Consider the following 17,336-nt stretch of genomic DNA (forward strand, 5'->3'; position numbering starts at 1 on the left):
GGAAACACTACATATTCATAACCATTAAAATTATACTAATATATTTTTTAAATCCATATGCAATTATGCATAGCATATACACAAAAAGGATAATTTCACTTTCGTGAAGTTATCCTTTAAAAATCCCCTTACTTTTTCAAATGATACGGTACTGTCGTAATAACAACATTTCTTTTATAGAGTAAATACGCACGAATGAGTAAACTAGACTGATTATGAAGAATGTTATGCCAACCTTTTTTCGGAATAAACTGTGGTATAACGACCGTAACTCGGTAATTTGATTCACTCGCTTTATATTGCACTGTGTCAATAAATTTTGTAAGCGGCTGAATAATGCTTCTATAATGAGAATGTAATGTAACAAGCCTTACTTCAGGTTGCCACTTCTCCCATTTCTCTTCAAATTTCTTTTCCTCTTCTCTGTCAAAAGCAACATATACAGCGATAACTTGATCTGCAGAAAGAGCCTTAGCATAGTTCAGTGAATTTTCTACTACATGAGTCATACCTGCTACAGGAACGACAATTACATTCCCTTCAATCGGAACAAGTGGTTCACAAGTTTTTAAACTTAATTGATCGCCCACTGCATCATAATGCTTCTTAATTCGATGGAACAAGAAGATAATGAAAGGTAAGAAAATAAGGATTGACCAAACTTGTGCGAACTTAGTTAAAAAGAACATGCTCATAACGATAAAACTAATGACTGCACCAATTAAATTAACCGTTAATCTTAAAGCCCATCCTTCAGGCTTTTCACGAAGCCATTTTAGTACCATTCCAGTTTGAGAAAGTGTAAACGGAATAAATACCCCTACTGCATATAGCGGAATCAAGTGTTCTGTTTTCCCCTGAAAAGCTACAATTAAAATAATCGAAGAAATCCCAAGTATAATAATACCGTTTGAATAACCTAGGCGGTCTCCTCTAATCGTAAACATTCTCGGTATGAACTTATCTTTTGCAAGATTAACCGCTAATAGTGGAAATGCAGAATAACCTGTGTTAGCCGCAAGAATTAATATTAAAGCTGTTGTACCTTGTATGAAATAGTACATGAAATTACGTCCAAAAGTTTGTTCAGCAATTTGTGAAACGACTGTTACTTCCTTACTTGGATTAATTCCGTAATAATAAGCTAAAAAGACAATTCCAGAAAATAAAACTGCAAGTAATGCACCCATTGCAAGCAATGTTTTCGCTGCATTGTTAGGTGCAGGATCTTTAAAGTTTGGAATTGCGTTAGATATCGCCTCAACACCCGTTAAAGCAGAGCTTCCTGAAGCAAATGCTCGTAACAGTAAGAACAAACTAATTCCTGCAACTGGCGTTCCAATTGGCGAATGCAAAGCCTGCGAAACGTGTCCCGTTAAAATATTGTATATCCCTACACCAATTAATATAAATAGTGCTAAAACGAATAAATAAACAGGATATGCTAAAACGGAAGCTGATTCCGTTACGCCTCTTAAATTTAAGATGGTAATCAATATGACAAATATAATCGCAATGATTACATTATGTGCATGTAAGCTAGGAAAAGCAGATGTGAGCGCATCTGTACCCGCAGATACACTTACTGCAACCGTTAAAATGTAATCAACTAATAAAGATCCTCCTGCTATTAAGCCTGGATTCATCCCTAAATTCTCTTTTGATACAACATATGCTCCGCCGCCATGAGGGTAAGCAAAAATAATTTGTCGATAAGATAAAATAAGAGCTGTCAATAATACTAATACCCCAATTGCAATCGGAATGGAATACCAATAAGCTACCGCTCCAAGGCCTGCTAGTGCAATTAATATTTGCTCTGGTCCGTATGCGACCGATGACAATGCGTCAGAAGATAAAATGGCTAGCGCCTTTGTTTTATTAAGTTTTTGCTCTCCTAACTCAGTTGATTTTAACGGCCTTCCAATTAAAAACCTTTTGATAGATGAAACCAACGCTGTCCACTCTCCAATAATTTTGCACGAATTTTTCTGCTAATTACAGCGGATAAACTATTTCTTCAGAAAACAAAAAATGTCTACAAGCCATAACGAAATAGACTTGTAGACATTATTTTTTTTGTCGCACAAGCTCCACCTTCCTTCTCAATATAACGCTTACGAGGTTAGCTGTCGGATTCGGGCCTATGAGTAGCCCTACCTTTTTCAAGGATTCACCCCATTGGATTATGTACTAATCCATAAGAACGGGTTCCCCGCACCATGCGGCTTCAGCGATTTAGAAAATTGAAACTGTGGATTATAATACTCCTTTATTTTCAAAAAGTAAACAAAAATTTTAAAAAAGAAAAAAATTAAAACGATTGCGCATAATCCACCGAAAAATATACATAATGAATACTAAAAATCCACAAAGGAGACCCGTATGTCTAAAGAAAAGAAGCCTATTTTTTCCGATTCCTATTTAGATGCATTAGCAAATGAAATTAATCAGTTGTATGGGAAACGCGAACAAGAAATAAACTTGACAGAAAGAGTTAAAAGAAATAAATAATTTGTCATAAAAAATAAAAAAGAAAGCAATACATTTATATATTGCTTTCTTTTTTATTTTTTCATACATCCAATTCTATTGCCGATTTGTTAAAGACCATTTCTTCATACACTTTTAAATTTTGATATACTGCTCCTAATAATGGTGCTTCTTTAGAAAATTGCTCTGCTAAATCCAGTAAATATCCTTGTAAGTACTTCGCTTCAATGGACGAACCTTTTTCCATATCACGCTGCATCGATGACTTCATATCATACGAAATTTTATCAATTGTTTTCATATGTTCCTCAACAATGTTCTCCTTTACCGGAGCTCCTAATGCCCTCATGATTTGCACAGATTCTTCAAATAAGTTTTGGATAAAATCGCGTCCACCTTCGCTTTCGCGAATCGGTCCTATTGGTGCACGCATTAATGTTGTCACACCTGACATTACAGTAATAAATAAATATTTATGCCACATATCTTGCGTAATATTTTCACTTAAAACAAAACTAGATTTCGTACCTGCAAATGCTTTGGAAATATGATTGATTCTCTCTGAATCTTGAGACTTAATTTCTCCAAATACAAGTCTGTTGGCAGCACTCGTTTGTACAATTTCTCCCTGATCGTTTAATGTCGTCTCGATAAAGCATAGACCGCCAATTACTTTCTCTTCACCGAATTCCTTTTGTAATAGTGATAAATGAGCGATACCATTTAACAATGGGATTATTACAGTATTTTTACCTACAAACGGCTTTAAATCTATGGTCGCCTCGTGTAAATGATACGCTTTTGTTGAAAATAAAATCACATCAAATGGAGTCGTTCTATCTTCTTTCGTTACCAATTTCGGTTGAAATGAAAAATCTCCATTAACACTACGAATAACAAGGCCTTTTTCTTCTAATTGCTGTTTTCTTTTGCTGCGAACGAGAAATGTAACATCTTCTCCCTTTTCTACTAATCGGCCACCGAAAAATCCGCCAACGCCCCCAGCTCCTAATACTAAAATACGCATACAACATCCCCCTTTTTCTAACACAATTATACTAATTTTAGTATACATAACATTATACATGTCCCTTGTTAAATAAGCTGAATTTTCATTCTTAATCTAATGAACAAGAGAGGTTATTTTCAAGAAAAATTGGGCATGTTGTTTCTATAGCTTATACGGAAAGGAAACAATGTAAATGGAGGCAATACAAACAATCGAGGAAAAAGATGTAACAACAGCTATATTTCAATTTATATTCCCGTTTTCGTTTAAAACTGGATATGAACAAAATATGTTCCCTTTCTTACAAAAAAATGATTTTCGACCTTTTCGACTCGATCATCTTGAAGATGAAAATACATATTACGGGAAATTTCAAGTTTCACATCAAAATATGGAAGCATACTATCTTTCCTTTACAAATAAAATTCTCTTTCCTCATTCAGAACATCAAAAAGGATTACAGCGCTATTCTAAAGACCTTAATTTAAATGGACATTTAACAACTAACCTTATTTCCGTTCCATTCAAGATACATTCTATTGATGTAACACTTTGTCCTTATGAGCTTGGGTTCTTAACAATTCGGACAGAAATAAAAACCGCTCCTAACATGACATTATCAGAAGCGATTGAATTCGCGGCTCGCTTCCGTGTACTTGAAACTAAAAGTGATACGACTGAGACTATTTGTATTGAATGTGATGGAAAAAAATATTCACAAGTAGAAAAACTTATATTCGGTGATTTATTTCATGGTTTAACAGACTTCTTTGAGAACAAGAGATTGCGGAGTTCTTACTTTCAAACATTCCCTTTCTTTGAAGACCAGCGAATGTATGTACAAACTCTATTATCCATAAACAAAGAGTCAGACCTTCATATAATCGATGTATATCGAGCTTCCAGTCTTTCCGGATTATCAGATGATGGTAAGCCATATATTAGTGCAAATAATGTTCCTTATATTCACGATTATTTAACAAAACATTCTTATCAAAGATGGGCTCCTAACCGTTACTTTATTATGGAAGAACATATTTTCACATGTATTACAAATGAAGGTGAACAAGCAGTCACTAAACTTGCTAGTCAAATGTACGGGGAGTTTTATTACGCTTTATTATTAAATTTATTTCATAAAGTTGTTTTATTAAAGATGGCAAACGCTTATGCTGAACTAAATATTGAACAAGATACAAATGAGATAGAGAAATTAATTTATTCAATAAATTCGTTTACAGCTAATTATTTTTCTTTAGAATTAGTATCCCAATCACAAAGTGAAGATATTTTCTTTCGTCTAAGAAAACTTTTTAACATTGAAGTACTGTACACGAACGCGAAACAAAATCTCGATAGTTTATTTAAATATCAAGAAAATGTTGCTTCAAAAAAAGATAGCCTCTTATTATTAATTTTAACGCTCTATTCTGTTGTAGGCCAAATGTTAGGGTTTACTATGATTGATCTTTTAAGAAACACCGACTCAAACAAAATATCATCGCCTTTTGAATTTTTTGCTCTATTAATAGCGATTAGTGGCATAGTCATTTCACTTATTTTAGGTATACAAAGTTTATACCAATGGAGTGTACAACATAAACGAAGAAAAGCATGGGTAAAACAAACTGTACTTTCTGCTGTGAAAGAGAAGGAAAGTACAAAGTAACTAAAAAACAGATGGCAGCACGATGCTACCATCTGTTTTCTATTATGCTTACTTACCTGCTTCGATTTTTTCTAATGTAGCAGCTACTTGCTCTTCTGTTAATTCGTGTTGCACGATGTAACGGTTACGTGGGTGTACACGACATTCATGAGAACATGCACGTAAATGTTTTGCTTCACTTTCTTCAGAACATAAAATTTTCTTGTTACATTCAGGGTTTGCACAGTTTACATAGCGCTCGCAAGGTTCACCTGTAAAATGATCTTTACCAACGATAACGTGCTCTTTTTGGTTTACTGGTACAGCGATACGCTCATCAAATACGTAACATTGACCATCCCAAAGTTCACCTTGTACTTCTGGATCTTTTCCGTACGTTACAATTCCGCCATGAAGCTGGCTTACATCTTCATAACCTTCACGAACTAACCAACCTGAGAATTTCTCACAACGAATTCCCCCTGTACAGTACGTTAAAATCTTTTTACCTTCAAGTGTTTCTTTATTTTCTCTAATCCAATCTGGTAATTCACGGAATGATTCAATATCTGGTTTAATCGCACCTTTGAAGTGTCCTAAATCAAATTCATAATCATTTCGTGCATCAATGATAACTGTATCTTCTTGTTTCATTGCCTCATAAAAATCTTTTGGTTCTAAATACTTCCCAGTAATTTCTTTCGGGTTAATGTCGTCTTCTAGACGAAGTGTAACTAACTCTGAACGAGGACGTACGTGCATTTTCTTGAATGCATGTTCATCTGCCTCATCAATTTTAAATACGATTCCAGCAAAACGTGGATCATTATTCATCGCTTCCACGTATTTTTCTGTTTGTTCAACAGTTCCAGAACAAGTTCCGTTAATTCCTTCTGTCGCTACAAGAATTCTTCCTTTTAACTCAAGTGATTTACAAAATTCTAAATGCTGTTCAGCAAATTCTTCTGGATTTTCAATTGTTGTGTACATGTAATATAGTAATACTCTATATGGTTTTGTAGTTGCCAATGTATTTCTACCACCTATCTAAATTTTAAAATCATGTATAAGTTAACGTTCATATCAAAACATATATAATAAGAAAATATATACAAAATTATACGTAGCCTATTTTCTTCTATTTACAATTTTTTCTATAAGTTAACAGAAATAAAAACAAGATTACAGAACAAAACACTACGGTTAGGTTGTAATCCCAATATATTATATATCATACAATTTCATTTCCATCAATTAATATGCTGTAATATAGGCTGTATGTTCACATGAATTTCAAAAACAACCCTATAATTTATTATCTTCTCCCTTATTCAACAACCATAAACTCCCAAAATATTTTTGCATCGTCACACCATTCATTGCACACAGTCATATAATTTGCATTAAGGAAACTTTTATGTTCAAATGAAATTGCCACATCATATATCTAAATGTATTGAAATAATGAGTAAAAATAAAGTGAAACTTTAATCAAGTTAAGATTTCAAAGGGGAATACTACTATGAATAAAGATATAACAAAAGATGAACAAGTCCCTTCTCAAAGTACAACAGTTCAATCAGCCCATTTAGCGTTAAGTGGACAAACAAAAGGCTTTAAAAGACTGTTACCATTCTTAGGACCTGCTTTTATCGCATCAGTTGCTTATATTGATCCTGGGAACTTCGCTACAAATATCGCAGCTGGATCACAATATGGGTATTTATTGCTTTGGGTAATACTCGCTTCTAATTTAATGGCTGTATTAATTCAAACTTTATCAGCTAAATTAGGAATCGCTACTGGGAGAAATCTTCCTGAAGTAGCTCGCGAAAACTTCCCCAAACCAGTTTCCATCGGTTTATGGATACAAGGGGAACTCGTTATTATGGCTACAGATTTAGCTGAATTTATCGGGGCAGCACTTGGCTTATACTTACTATTTGGAATTCCGATGTTACCAGCTGCTTTAATTACAGCAGTTGGATCATTTATTATTCTTGAATTTCAACGCAGAGGCTTTCGTCCATTAGAAGCTATCATAACAGGTATGATTTTTATCGTTGTTATCGCTTTTGGTATCCAAGTCTTTTACGCAAAACCGGAATTAAGCCCTCTACTCTCAGGACTTTTCACTCCAAAATTCCAAGGTGTAGATAGCATCCTTTTAGCAGCTGGAATTTTAGGTGCGACAGTAATGCCGCACGCGATATATTTACATTCGGCCTTAACGCAGCGCCGTGTAGTCGGAACAAATGATGAACAAAAGAAAAAGATTTTCCGCTTCGAATTCATCGATATTATTATTGCAATGGTTATCGCTGGAGCAATTAATGCAAGTATGTTAATTGTAGCAGCTGCACTATTCTTTAAAAACGGCTTGCACGTTGAAGACCTTGATGTTGCTTTTAACCAGTTCAGTAATTTAGTCGGTCCTGTATCGGCTGCATTATTTGGGATTGGACTTTTATCAGCAGGTTTATCTAGTTCTTCTGTTGGTACGATGTCTGGTGATATTATTATGCAAGGATTCATTCGAATGCATATTCCGTTATACTTACGCCGATTTATAACAATGATTCCGCCTCTCGTTATTATCGCTTTAGGTGTAAATCCAACTTACGCTCTCGTTATGAGTCAAGTTGTCTTATCTTTCGGTATTGCCTTTGCATTAGTACCACTTATTATGTTTACAAGTAATAAGAAGATTATGGGCGCACTCGTCAACCATCGCATTACAACATTTATCGCGTGGTTAATCGCTGCACTTATTATCGTTTTAAATATTTTCTTACTGTATCAAACATTTGTAGGGTAATGAAGAAGGGTATTCCAAATTTGATTTGGAATACCCTTTTTGTATGAAATGATTTCCTTCTACTTACCACTTATGCATGTCTCTCTTTCTGGCATTATCGCACCTTTTTCAGTTCGAAAATAAAGTGGCAAGCCTTCCGTGAAAAACATACTCACCTTGGATGGATCCTGCCTTTGATGATGGATATGTAAATGTGGTTCACTTGAACTTCCTGAGTTACCGACTTGGGCAAGAACCTCCCCTTCATTTACACGTTCGCCTTCCCTCACTTTAATTGATCCTTTCTTTAAATGGGCAAGAAACAAAAATGTACCTGTTTCATCCAGTCGTAAATAAATATGATTTCCCGCCATCGATTGAAAATCATCCGATCCCGGAACTAAATCTATTTCATCATTTTTAATTGATACAACTGTCCCAGAAGCTGGTGCCATTACTTTCGCTCCATATATTCCATAATCCTCTAACTTACTACTTTTCACTTCAGCTGGTGGAATGAGAATATCGTATGCCCATCGTTCATTTGGTTTTATAACGTGATAGTTCGTTTCTAATTTATCGCCGCCCCAACCTATCAATGCTCGTTCATTCAAAGGAAAACGAACGACTACTTTAGGACTCATAGACTGTACATCTACTGGGTATGCAATTCTCCCAATGTTAGCGAACCATCCCACGGGCCAAGCTCCAATGGTAGAAAACAGAACTATTAATAGTAGCGTTCCATCTATCCGCTTTCTAAAAATGCCTTTCCAAACAAACATTACTGCTGAGCCTATTAAGAGAAAAACTGAAATTACACTAAAAGCCTGTATAATCCACCAAACAAAGACTGATGTAACGCCATTACCTAAATAAACTAAACTCCAACTTATAATTAAAAAAGCAACTATACTCGCTAATAAAAATCTCTTCCACATGCTGTATCCCTACTCTCCTATCTTTGTTCCCCATGATACGAAGTAAAAATTACGACATATGAAAGAAATACTTACGACTTTCTTACATTTCTTTATACTGCGGTAAAACGATAGTGAAAACCGTTTCTTTATCGTTACTACGTACAGTGATATCTCCTTTATGAAGTTCCGCTATACTTCTCGCAATTGCAAGCCCCATTCCTTTTCCACCCGTATGAGAGCTACGTGATTTTTCACCACGATAAAACTTTTCAAAAACGTAAGGAAGGTTCTCATTCGGAATGCATTGTCCAAAATTTTTAATTTCTATTTCAACATTCATATCTCTTTTAGAAACTTGAATTAAAAGCTCCTTTCCGTCTTTCCCGTACATAATACTATTACTAATTACATTTTCGAATAGCCTCACCATAACCGCTACATCCATTTCCACATGTAACACCTTATCACCTTTAATACAAAAGCTCATATCAGCATCATCTAGTTGTGGTAAAAAATCAATCATGATTTGTTCAATGAACGCTTTCATATTTATTACACTTTTATGTAATTCGATCTCTCTATAATTTATTTGACAATATTCTAATAAACCATCTACTTGATTTTTTAATTCATAACTTTTTCGCTTTAATATACTTACATACTGTTCACATTCTTCTCTATTTGAATGAAGCTGATTTCCTAACAGGTCCGCGTAACCTATTAGGGATGTTACAGGTGTTCGTAAGTCATGAGAAATATTACTAATCATTTCATTTTTCATTTCTTGCGATTTTTTTTCATTCTCGATAGACTCTTTTAAACTTTTGGCCATTCTATTAACATTCGCTGCTAATTCACCAATCTCGTCATTTTTTGAAATAAGTATATGTATTTCAAAATTACCATTACTTATTTCCTTCAGACTCTTGTTAATTTCAGATAATCTTTTCATCATTGTTTTTGTCATGAATGCAAAGTATATTGTAGTAAAAATTAAAAAAACTATTAAATATAAAAATGAATATTTTTCCTCTAACGCAGTAACATGACTATATATATTTCCAATTACAATTTGAAACGCTATTATACTTACAGTTGCTAACAAAATGCTACATATGAATGCGATAAAAAACTTAGCTCTCATGCCTTGTAATGATTTAATCTTCAATTTTATATCCGACTCCCCAAACATTTTGAATAAACTTCGGCTCTTTTGGATTCTCTTCAATTTTATTTCTTAATCTTGCAATATGAACCATTACTGTATTATTACTTTCATAGGCCCTTTCTTTCCAAACGCTTTCATATATTTCTTCAATAGTAAACACACGATTCATTGCAGCGGCCATTAAGTACAAAATATCATATTCAGTTTTCGTAAGATTGATTGTTTCTCCATATAACATCACTGTTCTCGACACTTCATCTATTTCTAAACCTCTAATGTTTATTTTCTTTTCTATTACTTGAACAGCATTTTGATTGAAGTATGTATACCTTCTTAATTGAGCTTTCACTCTTGCTATAAATTCAATTGTACTGAACGGTTTCACAATATAATCATCTGCCCCAGTACTAAATCCAACGACTTTATCTACGTCCGATGATTTCGCGCTTAAAAACATAATTGGTAAACTATATTTCTCTCTTATCCTTCTACACAATTCAATCCCATCCATTTGAGGCATCATAACATCAAGGATAGCAAGTTGAACATCATTATTATTCAATACCTCTAACGCCTCTTCTCCGTTGTCAGCACTAAAAACACTAAAACCTTCTTGTTTTAAATTTTCATTAACGAATCGAATAATATCTCGATCATCATCTACAATTAAAATTGAGTTTTTCTCCATATACAAACCTCTTTTTGAAATATATTCCACAATCAATTTTATCACAAATCAAAACCATACTTCCCTCTTGAATAATCTTTATTTTCAGATTAAATTATATAATAACAAATACATTCTAGTTTCATAAGAAATGGAGTGAAAATATGTTTCCTATATTAAAAACCAACCGACTCATTTTACGAGAACTTACCGAAGAAGATGCACCGAGTATACTACAATGCTTTTCTAATACTGATGTCCTGCGCCATTATGGCCAAAAACCATTGCAAAATTTGGATCAAGTAAAACAAATCCTTACTAATTTTAAGTTGGGGTACAACGCAAGAAGCGGCATTAAATGGGGAATCGAATTAAAAGACAAGAAAGGGCTCATTGGAACAATTGGTTTTCATGATTGGTCTTCCGAACATAAACGAGCAAATATAAGTTATGCCTTTTTGCCTGAACACTGGGGAAATGGATATGCGACTGAAGCGGTTTCTGGAGTTATATCATACGGTTTCCACACACTTCATTTAAAACGGATCGGAGCAATTGTATTTCTTGAAAATGAAGCTTCCAATAAAGTGCTATTAAAATTAGGATTTGAAAAAGAAGGCGTTCTAAAAAATTATATGTATCAAGATGATATCCCATATGATACGAATTATTATTCTTTATTAAAATGAGTTTAATAGAAATTATACGTAAAAACTCGTTTCAGCATAATGAATCAAGATAGTGGATTTTTAACGAAAGATGGGAAACCGAGCGTTTTTCATTTCTTAGATCATCATACGACTGATGCGAAGTACAATAAATTATATAATCTAAACAAAGGGCATGAGCATATTCTTACTCATGTCCCTTTTTTACGTTCTTTTTCTGTTTTCGCAATGCTTTTGGAATGTATACACAGAAAGGTTCGCTTTCCATGTAATCTCCCGTCATTGCATATGCTTTAGAACGAGATCCTCCACAAACATATCGAAACCCACAAACTAAACTTTTTATAAGTTTTCAATATCATTACCTCTTTTCTAAAACCATAAAGAACGTACTATCCGGTAGCACAACCGCATTCCCAGACTCATCTTTAAAATCGATTTTCTCGCTAAGATGTTGTGTATATCCATCCTGTAAATAGTTCATAGCTTGAACGATGTTTACTTTATCTCCAAAGATACCCTTTACGAAATCCTTATAGTCGTTTGGCGTAAAGATTCCAAACTGCTCTTGCACCTCGTGAACGAAGGAATCCTCACCCCATGTATACGTATATAAGAACTCCATCGCATCGTTAACAGGCATTTTGACTGTATTGTCTGCAAGTACCTCATATTGGATTATACGCCCCTTAAATTCACGGACATACTGCTCTAAGAACTTCATTCCACCTGCATCTTTAAAATGAATCACACGCATTAACATTTTATCTTCAGTCATGATGCCATCACGAATGATAATACGACCTCCTGGCTTTATCACCTCGTAAGCACTCTGTAACCCCTTTTTAATTACTTCATGATTGAATTTCTTACCTTCATACTCAATATAAGAGAACAGCTCATGAAGGATAGAAGAATACACAATCGTATCAACCGATTCTTTATCAAACGAGCTACCTAAGTTGATAGCATCCCCTTTAATGACGTCCCAAGAACGACTTTCGTCCTGTTTCTTCTTTTTCAGCGTATCAATCACATTTTCGGAAATATCGATACCGTAGATTCGTTTATCCTCGGTCTCTTCTTCAATCATGTCTAGCATAACACCACCACCGGATCCGACATCTACAATCGTATCTCCCTTTATATAATCAAGAATAATTCGTTTATCATCAGCCGAACTATTCATATGCTCCAAATACACTTCTTCGTTATGGAATCTATCATATGCATCCTTTCGTAACCCGAAGAAATCAAAGAGCAGTACATTTGCCCGAGCATGCATCATATCTATCTTTTCTGCCTCTACACAGAAGATGATTAACGCTTCACCTACAGCAGAAAACTGAAACGACACATACGCAGTCTTCATATCTTCATCGACTTTAACCTCAAAAGAAACATGTGTTGTATTCGGCTTCTCGTTCTCACGGTACTCCCGTAGATACTTCTCAATAACCCGCTTACGATACACGTTGTCCTTCTTCTCGCCTTTGAAATCATAGTGCAACTGCTGCATCAATTTCTCGAAATGGATATGCTGAACCTTTCTAGTGCCTATCTCGTTCTTTAACATAACAAAAACTGTCCAAATATCCTCGAAGCTAAGGGCATGCATAGACGGTTCTACATACCACAAATCCTTATCAGATAAAAATGTTTGAACGTCTCTCTTCTCGCTCCCCATAATTATATCTTTTTCAAATACTGACTCCTTATGTTTTGGCGTGAGTCTATGTACACGAGAAGTAAATGGCTCCACATAACCATCAAATAGCCCATCAATTGTAATCTTCACATCGTTCTTTACTTCGCTCCACAAAGATTTTGATACACCTTCAATAATACATTGATTAAGATAGTATAGAATCTCCTTTAACCTAACGTCTCCGTATTCTTCTTTATATGTGTCAATTAAATCAATATGAGAGTTCAAACGAGCCTCTCCGCGGATATACTGCCCTATTAATCCATGTGTTCTAATTAAATCTCGAACAAACAAATACTCAGTAGAGTTTAAGTTTGTCTCTATATGTTCGATAAACTGAATATCACTAAAGATATCAGCAGAACCCTCGTTATGTACCAATAGATTGATTCCGTTCTTCTTCCATTTCTCTCGCTGTTTTAAAGAGCCTACCTTTGCAAGCTCACTATACGTTAGTACTTTTTCAATAATGCGATACGCTTCTTCATCTAAAGACAATCCATCTAACACTTGCAGCGTACGGTGTACATAGTACAACACCGCATCTGTTTTTAATTCACCAAGTACTTGTACATTCTCATAGTTTTGATGTATCTCCTCTGCCTCGATTAGATACTTTAACCACGTAGGGAGAGTATTAGAAAACCCTTCAATGTATTTATTTAGAACCTCAATATTTTTCAACTTATTTACCCCCATATATAATCAATATCAGTAGTATGGTCTGGGACATCTTCTCTAAAAAGATTATCACCTTATGCCCCCTTTACCATCTATATCTCTTTCAAATACAAATGCATCAAAACCAGTCTTTTTATCATGTAAAAGAGAGTTATCAATTTCGTTTCTAACATGCCAAGTTTGTAACACATTCTTTTGTTCATCTCTTATTTTAACTTCATCAGGAATTTCGGCGGAATAAACAGCAGGACTCAGCGAAGCATTTCTTAAATTGATAAACATATGTTGTGATAGAATCAACCGAAAATAGAAACGGCAAGCGGGTGCACTCCACTTGCCATTTTTTCATAGATTAGTATGTATTTGAATTTCTTTTGCTTTCTCTTTTTCACCCTTCACTCGTACAATTAAATCATATGATCCGGATTTTGGCGCTTCAAAAGAAAGCAGACCTTCTTGTTGAGAAGTGACTTCTTCTTCATAAATAACCTTATCACCTTTTGTAACTTGCAATAAAATCGTACCTTCTTCAACGGCTGCTTCATAAGGAATTTCCACATTTCCTTTTTCAGCTTTAATCGTTTGCACATCGTAATACCCTTGCAACGAACCAATTTTCAAAGTCGTTTCGCCATTTTTTTGAACCTTTGTGACTTGTGTTGCTGTATTGCATGCGCTTAACAATACAACAAGAGTGAAAATCATAAATAAACGTAGTAATTTCATAGAAATTCTCCTTTTTTATGTATATGAATTAAAATTCTAACTCTAAATTTTGTACCATCTTATTTCCCACCTCTTAAAATAGCTGTTTTTATAATAAAATAAGTAATAGAAAATAATAAACAAGTACCAACTATGCCAAAAACTGCAATTGAAATTTTACCTGCTAATGTTTCATTTGGATCTAATGCATTAGGTAAAATTGTACCAAAAATTGCAATACAGGCTAATACAACCATAAAATATTTAAATCTTTTTACTTTCTTATTCATACTAATTATCCCCTTTATTCCTTAACATTAACTTCTAAACCAAATCCCCATAAACCTACACCAGGACCTAATGGTACATGGAATTTGACTCTGCTTTTTCTAGCTTCAAAGGATCCCCCGAGATTCCCAAATTAATATCCCCAAGTATTATACATACCAATTAATTCATATAGAAAAAGCCCCGTTCAAATCAAACACTTAAGCTCCCTTATTTTTATAATACTCAAATAATTCTACACAAACATCTCTATCGATTCATCTTAATACCTCAATTACCTTTTAAGTATATCAATGACAAAATATATAATCTAATATTTTTTATATAATTAAAAAAAAACATAGTTACAACAAGAGATTGTTTGTATGCTGATTTGTACTGTATTCCCTTATTCCATGTACTCTTTAAAAAAACCTTACTTTTTAAAAAGTAAGGTTTTTTGTATTTATTCATTAGCGATATAAGCATTCTTATACGTATAAACACCACCAAATTGATGCTTCTCAATTCCTTTTACATAATCCTTTTGTACGTAAGCTGATCCCATTTGATAAAGCGGTGCAACTGCAGCATCCTCTAGCAGAATTCGCTCGGCCTCTTGTAATGCTTCCCATCTTTTATTCTGATCTAGTACTAGATCGCTTTTCGCTTTCTTTATTAATTCATCGTAGTGAAGGTTAGAATAATTCATTTTGTTATTCGGATTATCCGTCGTAAATAGTTCTAAATAACTAATTGGGTCTTTATAGTCAGGTCCCCAATTTGCCATAGATATATCGTAATCTCCTGTTTGTTCTAACTGTAATTTTTGCTTAAATGGTTGTTGTTTAATTTGTATCGTTAATCCTTGCAAATGCTTTTCTAAGTCACCTTTTATATATTCTGCCATACGTTTTGCATTATCTTGTTCATATGTTAAAAATTCGAGTTTTACTTCGTCTACTCCCAGTTCTTTCTTCGCTTCTTCCCAAATCTTTTTTGCATTTTGCAAATCATATGGAGAAAGATCTCCGTTTTCTTTTCTAAAATCTTGACCAGTCTCTTCATTTACATGACCAACTGGTACAAGTCCACTTGCAGGTTTTGCCCCGTTATTAATAAAGTGAGCAACAAAATCCTTCTTATTTAACGCTAATGAAATAGATTGACGTACTTTCTTATTTGCTAACGCATTATTTTTTTCATTAAAACGGAGCATAGCAATCCCAGGATCGCTCGACATATGTAATTCTTTATTCCCTTTATACTTGTCTACAAATTGAGAATTAATAGGCACTCGATCCAAATCACCAGCTTGGTATAAGTTAACAACTGTCATTGTATCCTTTACAATTTGAAAGTTTATCTCGTCTAATTTCACTTTCTTTTGATCCCAATATGTAGCATTCTTCTTTAATTGAAACTCTTGTTCATGCTTCCACTTCTCTAATACAAATGGACCGTTATATATGAGATTACTAGGTTCCAATGCATAATTCTTTCCTTGTTCTTTTAAAAATGATTCGTGCTGTGGTAAGTATATAGGTAACGCTAACAACTGTAAAAAATACGGAATTGGCTGTTCTAGTTCCACTTCTAACTTATAATCATTTATAACTTTAACCCCAAGTTCATCAAGAGGCATTGTTCCCTTATTTATCTCTTTCGCATTTTTCACGTAAAAGAGCATATACGCATATTGAGACGCTGTTTCATGACTTACCGCCCGTCTCCACGCAAACATAAAATCATTGGCTGTTACACTGTCTCCATTTGACCATTTTGCATCTTTACGCAAATCAAATGTATATTTTTCACCATTTTTACTTCTTTCAAACGATTTTGCTATAGCGGGAGTTGGATTATCTTGATCATCTATCACATACAATCCTTCAAATATGTTTTGCATAACGTGTGCTGATGTACCATCCATCGTTTTCGTAGTATCAAGGGAAGGAATTTCTTCTGATACTGTTACATTTAACACTTGTTTTTTAGCTTCTACATCACTTTTATTCGCTTTATTATTACAAGCTGTTAAAAATAAAGATGTAACAAGTGCCATTACCATTAAACGGCTCTTTTTTCGCTTCATGAATTGCTCTCCTTAAATATAAAATATTATAAAACGTTATATTTTGTTGCTTCCATTATAATAAACCATTATTCATTATTAGTCGTTAATTATTCTCATTTTATTTAGCGACGTATCAGCGATATTTTATGTCTATTTCGTATAGGTGTTAGCAAGTTCGTTTGCAAAATTGTTAACGCTTTTTATATTTCTTCTATTACATACAATTTCACAAACACATCATACTTAGCTGGTAACTGTAAAGAAATGAATGACTGGCATCTTCCCGTTATATTTCTGCTTATATATTTGTGTGAACTCTTCATACTTTTTTAACTTCTCTTCATTCACTTTCATTTTCTGTGACCGATCTACTTCGACTCCATGAAGTATCCCTTCTTCGTCACGAAATTTCACATCAGGAATATAAAAAAATATGGGGTAACATTGAAATCATCATTCCAGATGAAATAAAGAAAGAACACGAAAAAAGAATAAAAGAGAATGGAGATAGCTCATCCTCAAAAA

General features: G+C 34.1%; 14 protein-coding genes, 3 pseudogenes and 1 riboswitch. Of the genes and pseudogenes, 4 read left to right on the forward strand and 13 right to left on the reverse strand.

Annotated features, from left to right (window positions below):
- Positions 1-128: 128 nt before the first annotated feature.
- Entirely contained in the window at positions 129-1,955 is a 1,827-nt protein-coding gene (locus CQ058_RS18775) for an APC family permease (protein WP_002141290.1), read from the reverse strand.
- Positions 1,956-2,099: 144 nt separating this feature from the next.
- Positions 2,100-2,246: riboswitch (cyclic di-AMP (ydaO/yuaA leader) on the reverse strand.
- A gap of 139 nt (positions 2,247-2,385) precedes the next feature.
- Here CQ058_RS18775 and CQ058_RS32330 point away from each other — a divergent pair.
- On the forward strand, positions 2,386-2,514 hold the full coding sequence (locus CQ058_RS32330) for a hypothetical protein (protein WP_000031870.1): 129 nt from the start codon (positions 2,386-2,388) through the stop codon (positions 2,512-2,514).
- A gap of 61 nt (positions 2,515-2,575) precedes the next feature.
- Here the strand turns inward: CQ058_RS32330 and panE are convergent, their stop codons facing one another.
- Complete coding sequence (panE, locus tag CQ058_RS18780; RefSeq protein WP_002189202.1) at positions 2,576-3,520, reverse strand: 2-dehydropantoate 2-reductase; 945 nt, start codon at positions 3,518-3,520, stop codon at positions 2,576-2,578.
- Between the two features lie 175 nt (positions 3,521-3,695).
- Here panE and CQ058_RS18785 point away from each other — a divergent pair, with 175 nt between their 5' ends.
- Positions 3,696-5,171: a hypothetical protein gene (locus CQ058_RS18785; protein WP_002189201.1), complete on the forward strand. Its 1,476-nt coding sequence runs from the start codon at positions 3,696-3,698 to the stop codon at positions 5,169-5,171.
- A 48-nt stretch (positions 5,172-5,219) separates the two neighbouring features.
- On the opposite strand, the gene trhO is transcribed toward CQ058_RS18785, so the two are convergent.
- Positions 5,220-6,179 (reverse strand): oxygen-dependent tRNA uridine(34) hydroxylase TrhO, encoded by a 960-nt coding sequence (gene trhO / locus CQ058_RS18790; RefSeq protein WP_002086277.1) that lies wholly within the window; start codon positions 6,177-6,179, stop codon positions 5,220-5,222.
- Positions 6,180-6,672: 493 nt separating this feature from the next.
- On the opposite strand from trhO, the gene CQ058_RS18795 reads away from it, so the two are divergent.
- Positions 6,673-7,968 carry an Nramp family divalent metal transporter gene (locus tag CQ058_RS18795; RefSeq protein WP_001030684.1) on the forward strand — a complete coding sequence of 432 codons (1,296 nt, stop codon included), beginning with the start codon at positions 6,673-6,675 and terminating at the stop codon, positions 7,966-7,968.
- 59 nt (positions 7,969-8,027) lie between these two features.
- Here the strand turns inward: CQ058_RS18795 and CQ058_RS18800 are convergent, their stop codons facing one another.
- From CQ058_RS18800 to CQ058_RS18810, 3 genes are all read right to left on the reverse strand, one after another.
- Positions 8,028-8,888, reverse strand: a complete 861-nt coding sequence (locus CQ058_RS18800; protein ID WP_002165971.1) for a M23 family metallopeptidase — start codon at positions 8,886-8,888, stop codon at positions 8,028-8,030.
- 82 nt (positions 8,889-8,970) lie between these two features.
- On the reverse strand, positions 8,971-10,038 hold the full coding sequence (locus tag CQ058_RS18805) for a sensor histidine kinase (RefSeq protein WP_002165972.1): 1,068 nt from the start codon (positions 10,036-10,038) through the stop codon (positions 8,971-8,973).
- Positions 10,028-10,726 carry a response regulator transcription factor gene (locus CQ058_RS18810; RefSeq protein ID WP_002141282.1) on the reverse strand — a complete coding sequence of 233 codons (699 nt, stop codon included), beginning with the start codon at positions 10,724-10,726 and terminating at the stop codon, positions 10,028-10,030. The genes CQ058_RS18805 and CQ058_RS18810 overlap by 11 nt, the downstream gene beginning before the upstream one ends.
- 143 nt (positions 10,727-10,869) lie before the next feature.
- Here CQ058_RS18810 and CQ058_RS18815 point away from each other — a divergent pair, with 143 nt between their 5' ends.
- Positions 10,870-11,394 carry a GNAT family N-acetyltransferase gene (locus tag CQ058_RS18815; protein ID WP_002189200.1) on the forward strand — a complete coding sequence of 175 codons (525 nt, stop codon included), beginning with the start codon at positions 10,870-10,872 and terminating at the stop codon, positions 11,392-11,394.
- A gap of 166 nt (positions 11,395-11,560) precedes the next feature.
- On the opposite strand, the pseudogene CQ058_RS18820 reads toward CQ058_RS18815, so the two are convergent.
- The 7 genes and pseudogenes from CQ058_RS18820 to CQ058_RS18865 all read right to left on the reverse strand — a co-directional run.
- Positions 11,561-11,707, reverse strand: a pseudogene (locus tag CQ058_RS18820) (radical SAM/SPASM domain-containing protein); the annotation flags it as partial.
- A gap of 27 nt (positions 11,708-11,734) precedes the next feature.
- A complete protein-coding gene (locus CQ058_RS18825) occupies positions 11,735-13,780 on the reverse strand; it encodes a class I SAM-dependent methyltransferase (RefSeq protein WP_078176846.1) in 2,046 nt (681 codons plus the stop codon).
- A gap of 327 nt (positions 13,781-14,107) precedes the next feature.
- A complete protein-coding gene (locus CQ058_RS18835; RefSeq protein ID WP_002189199.1) occupies positions 14,108-14,488 on the reverse strand; it encodes a BA_1872 family lipoprotein in 381 nt (126 codons plus the stop codon).
- Between the two features lie 59 nt (positions 14,489-14,547).
- Complete coding sequence (locus CQ058_RS18840; RefSeq protein WP_002189198.1) at positions 14,548-14,757, reverse strand: hypothetical protein; 210 nt, start codon at positions 14,755-14,757, stop codon at positions 14,548-14,550.
- A 14-nt stretch (positions 14,758-14,771) separates the two neighbouring features.
- Positions 14,772-14,885, reverse strand: a pseudogene (locus CQ058_RS32735) (WXG100 family type VII secretion target); the annotation flags it as partial.
- Positions 14,886-15,200: 315 nt separating this feature from the next.
- Positions 15,201-16,829: a peptide ABC transporter substrate-binding protein gene (locus CQ058_RS18860; protein WP_002189197.1), complete on the reverse strand. Its 1,629-nt coding sequence runs from the start codon at positions 16,827-16,829 to the stop codon at positions 15,201-15,203.
- A 182-nt stretch (positions 16,830-17,011) separates the two neighbouring features.
- Positions 17,012-17,234, reverse strand: a pseudogene (locus CQ058_RS18865) (replication-relaxation family protein); the annotation flags it as partial.
- Between the last annotated feature and the right edge of the window lie 102 nt (positions 17,235-17,336).

The organism is Bacillus sp. MYb56 (genome assembly GCF_002976445.1).
GTDB lineage: Bacteria > Bacillota > Bacilli > Bacillales > Bacillaceae_G > Bacillus_A > Bacillus_A mycoides.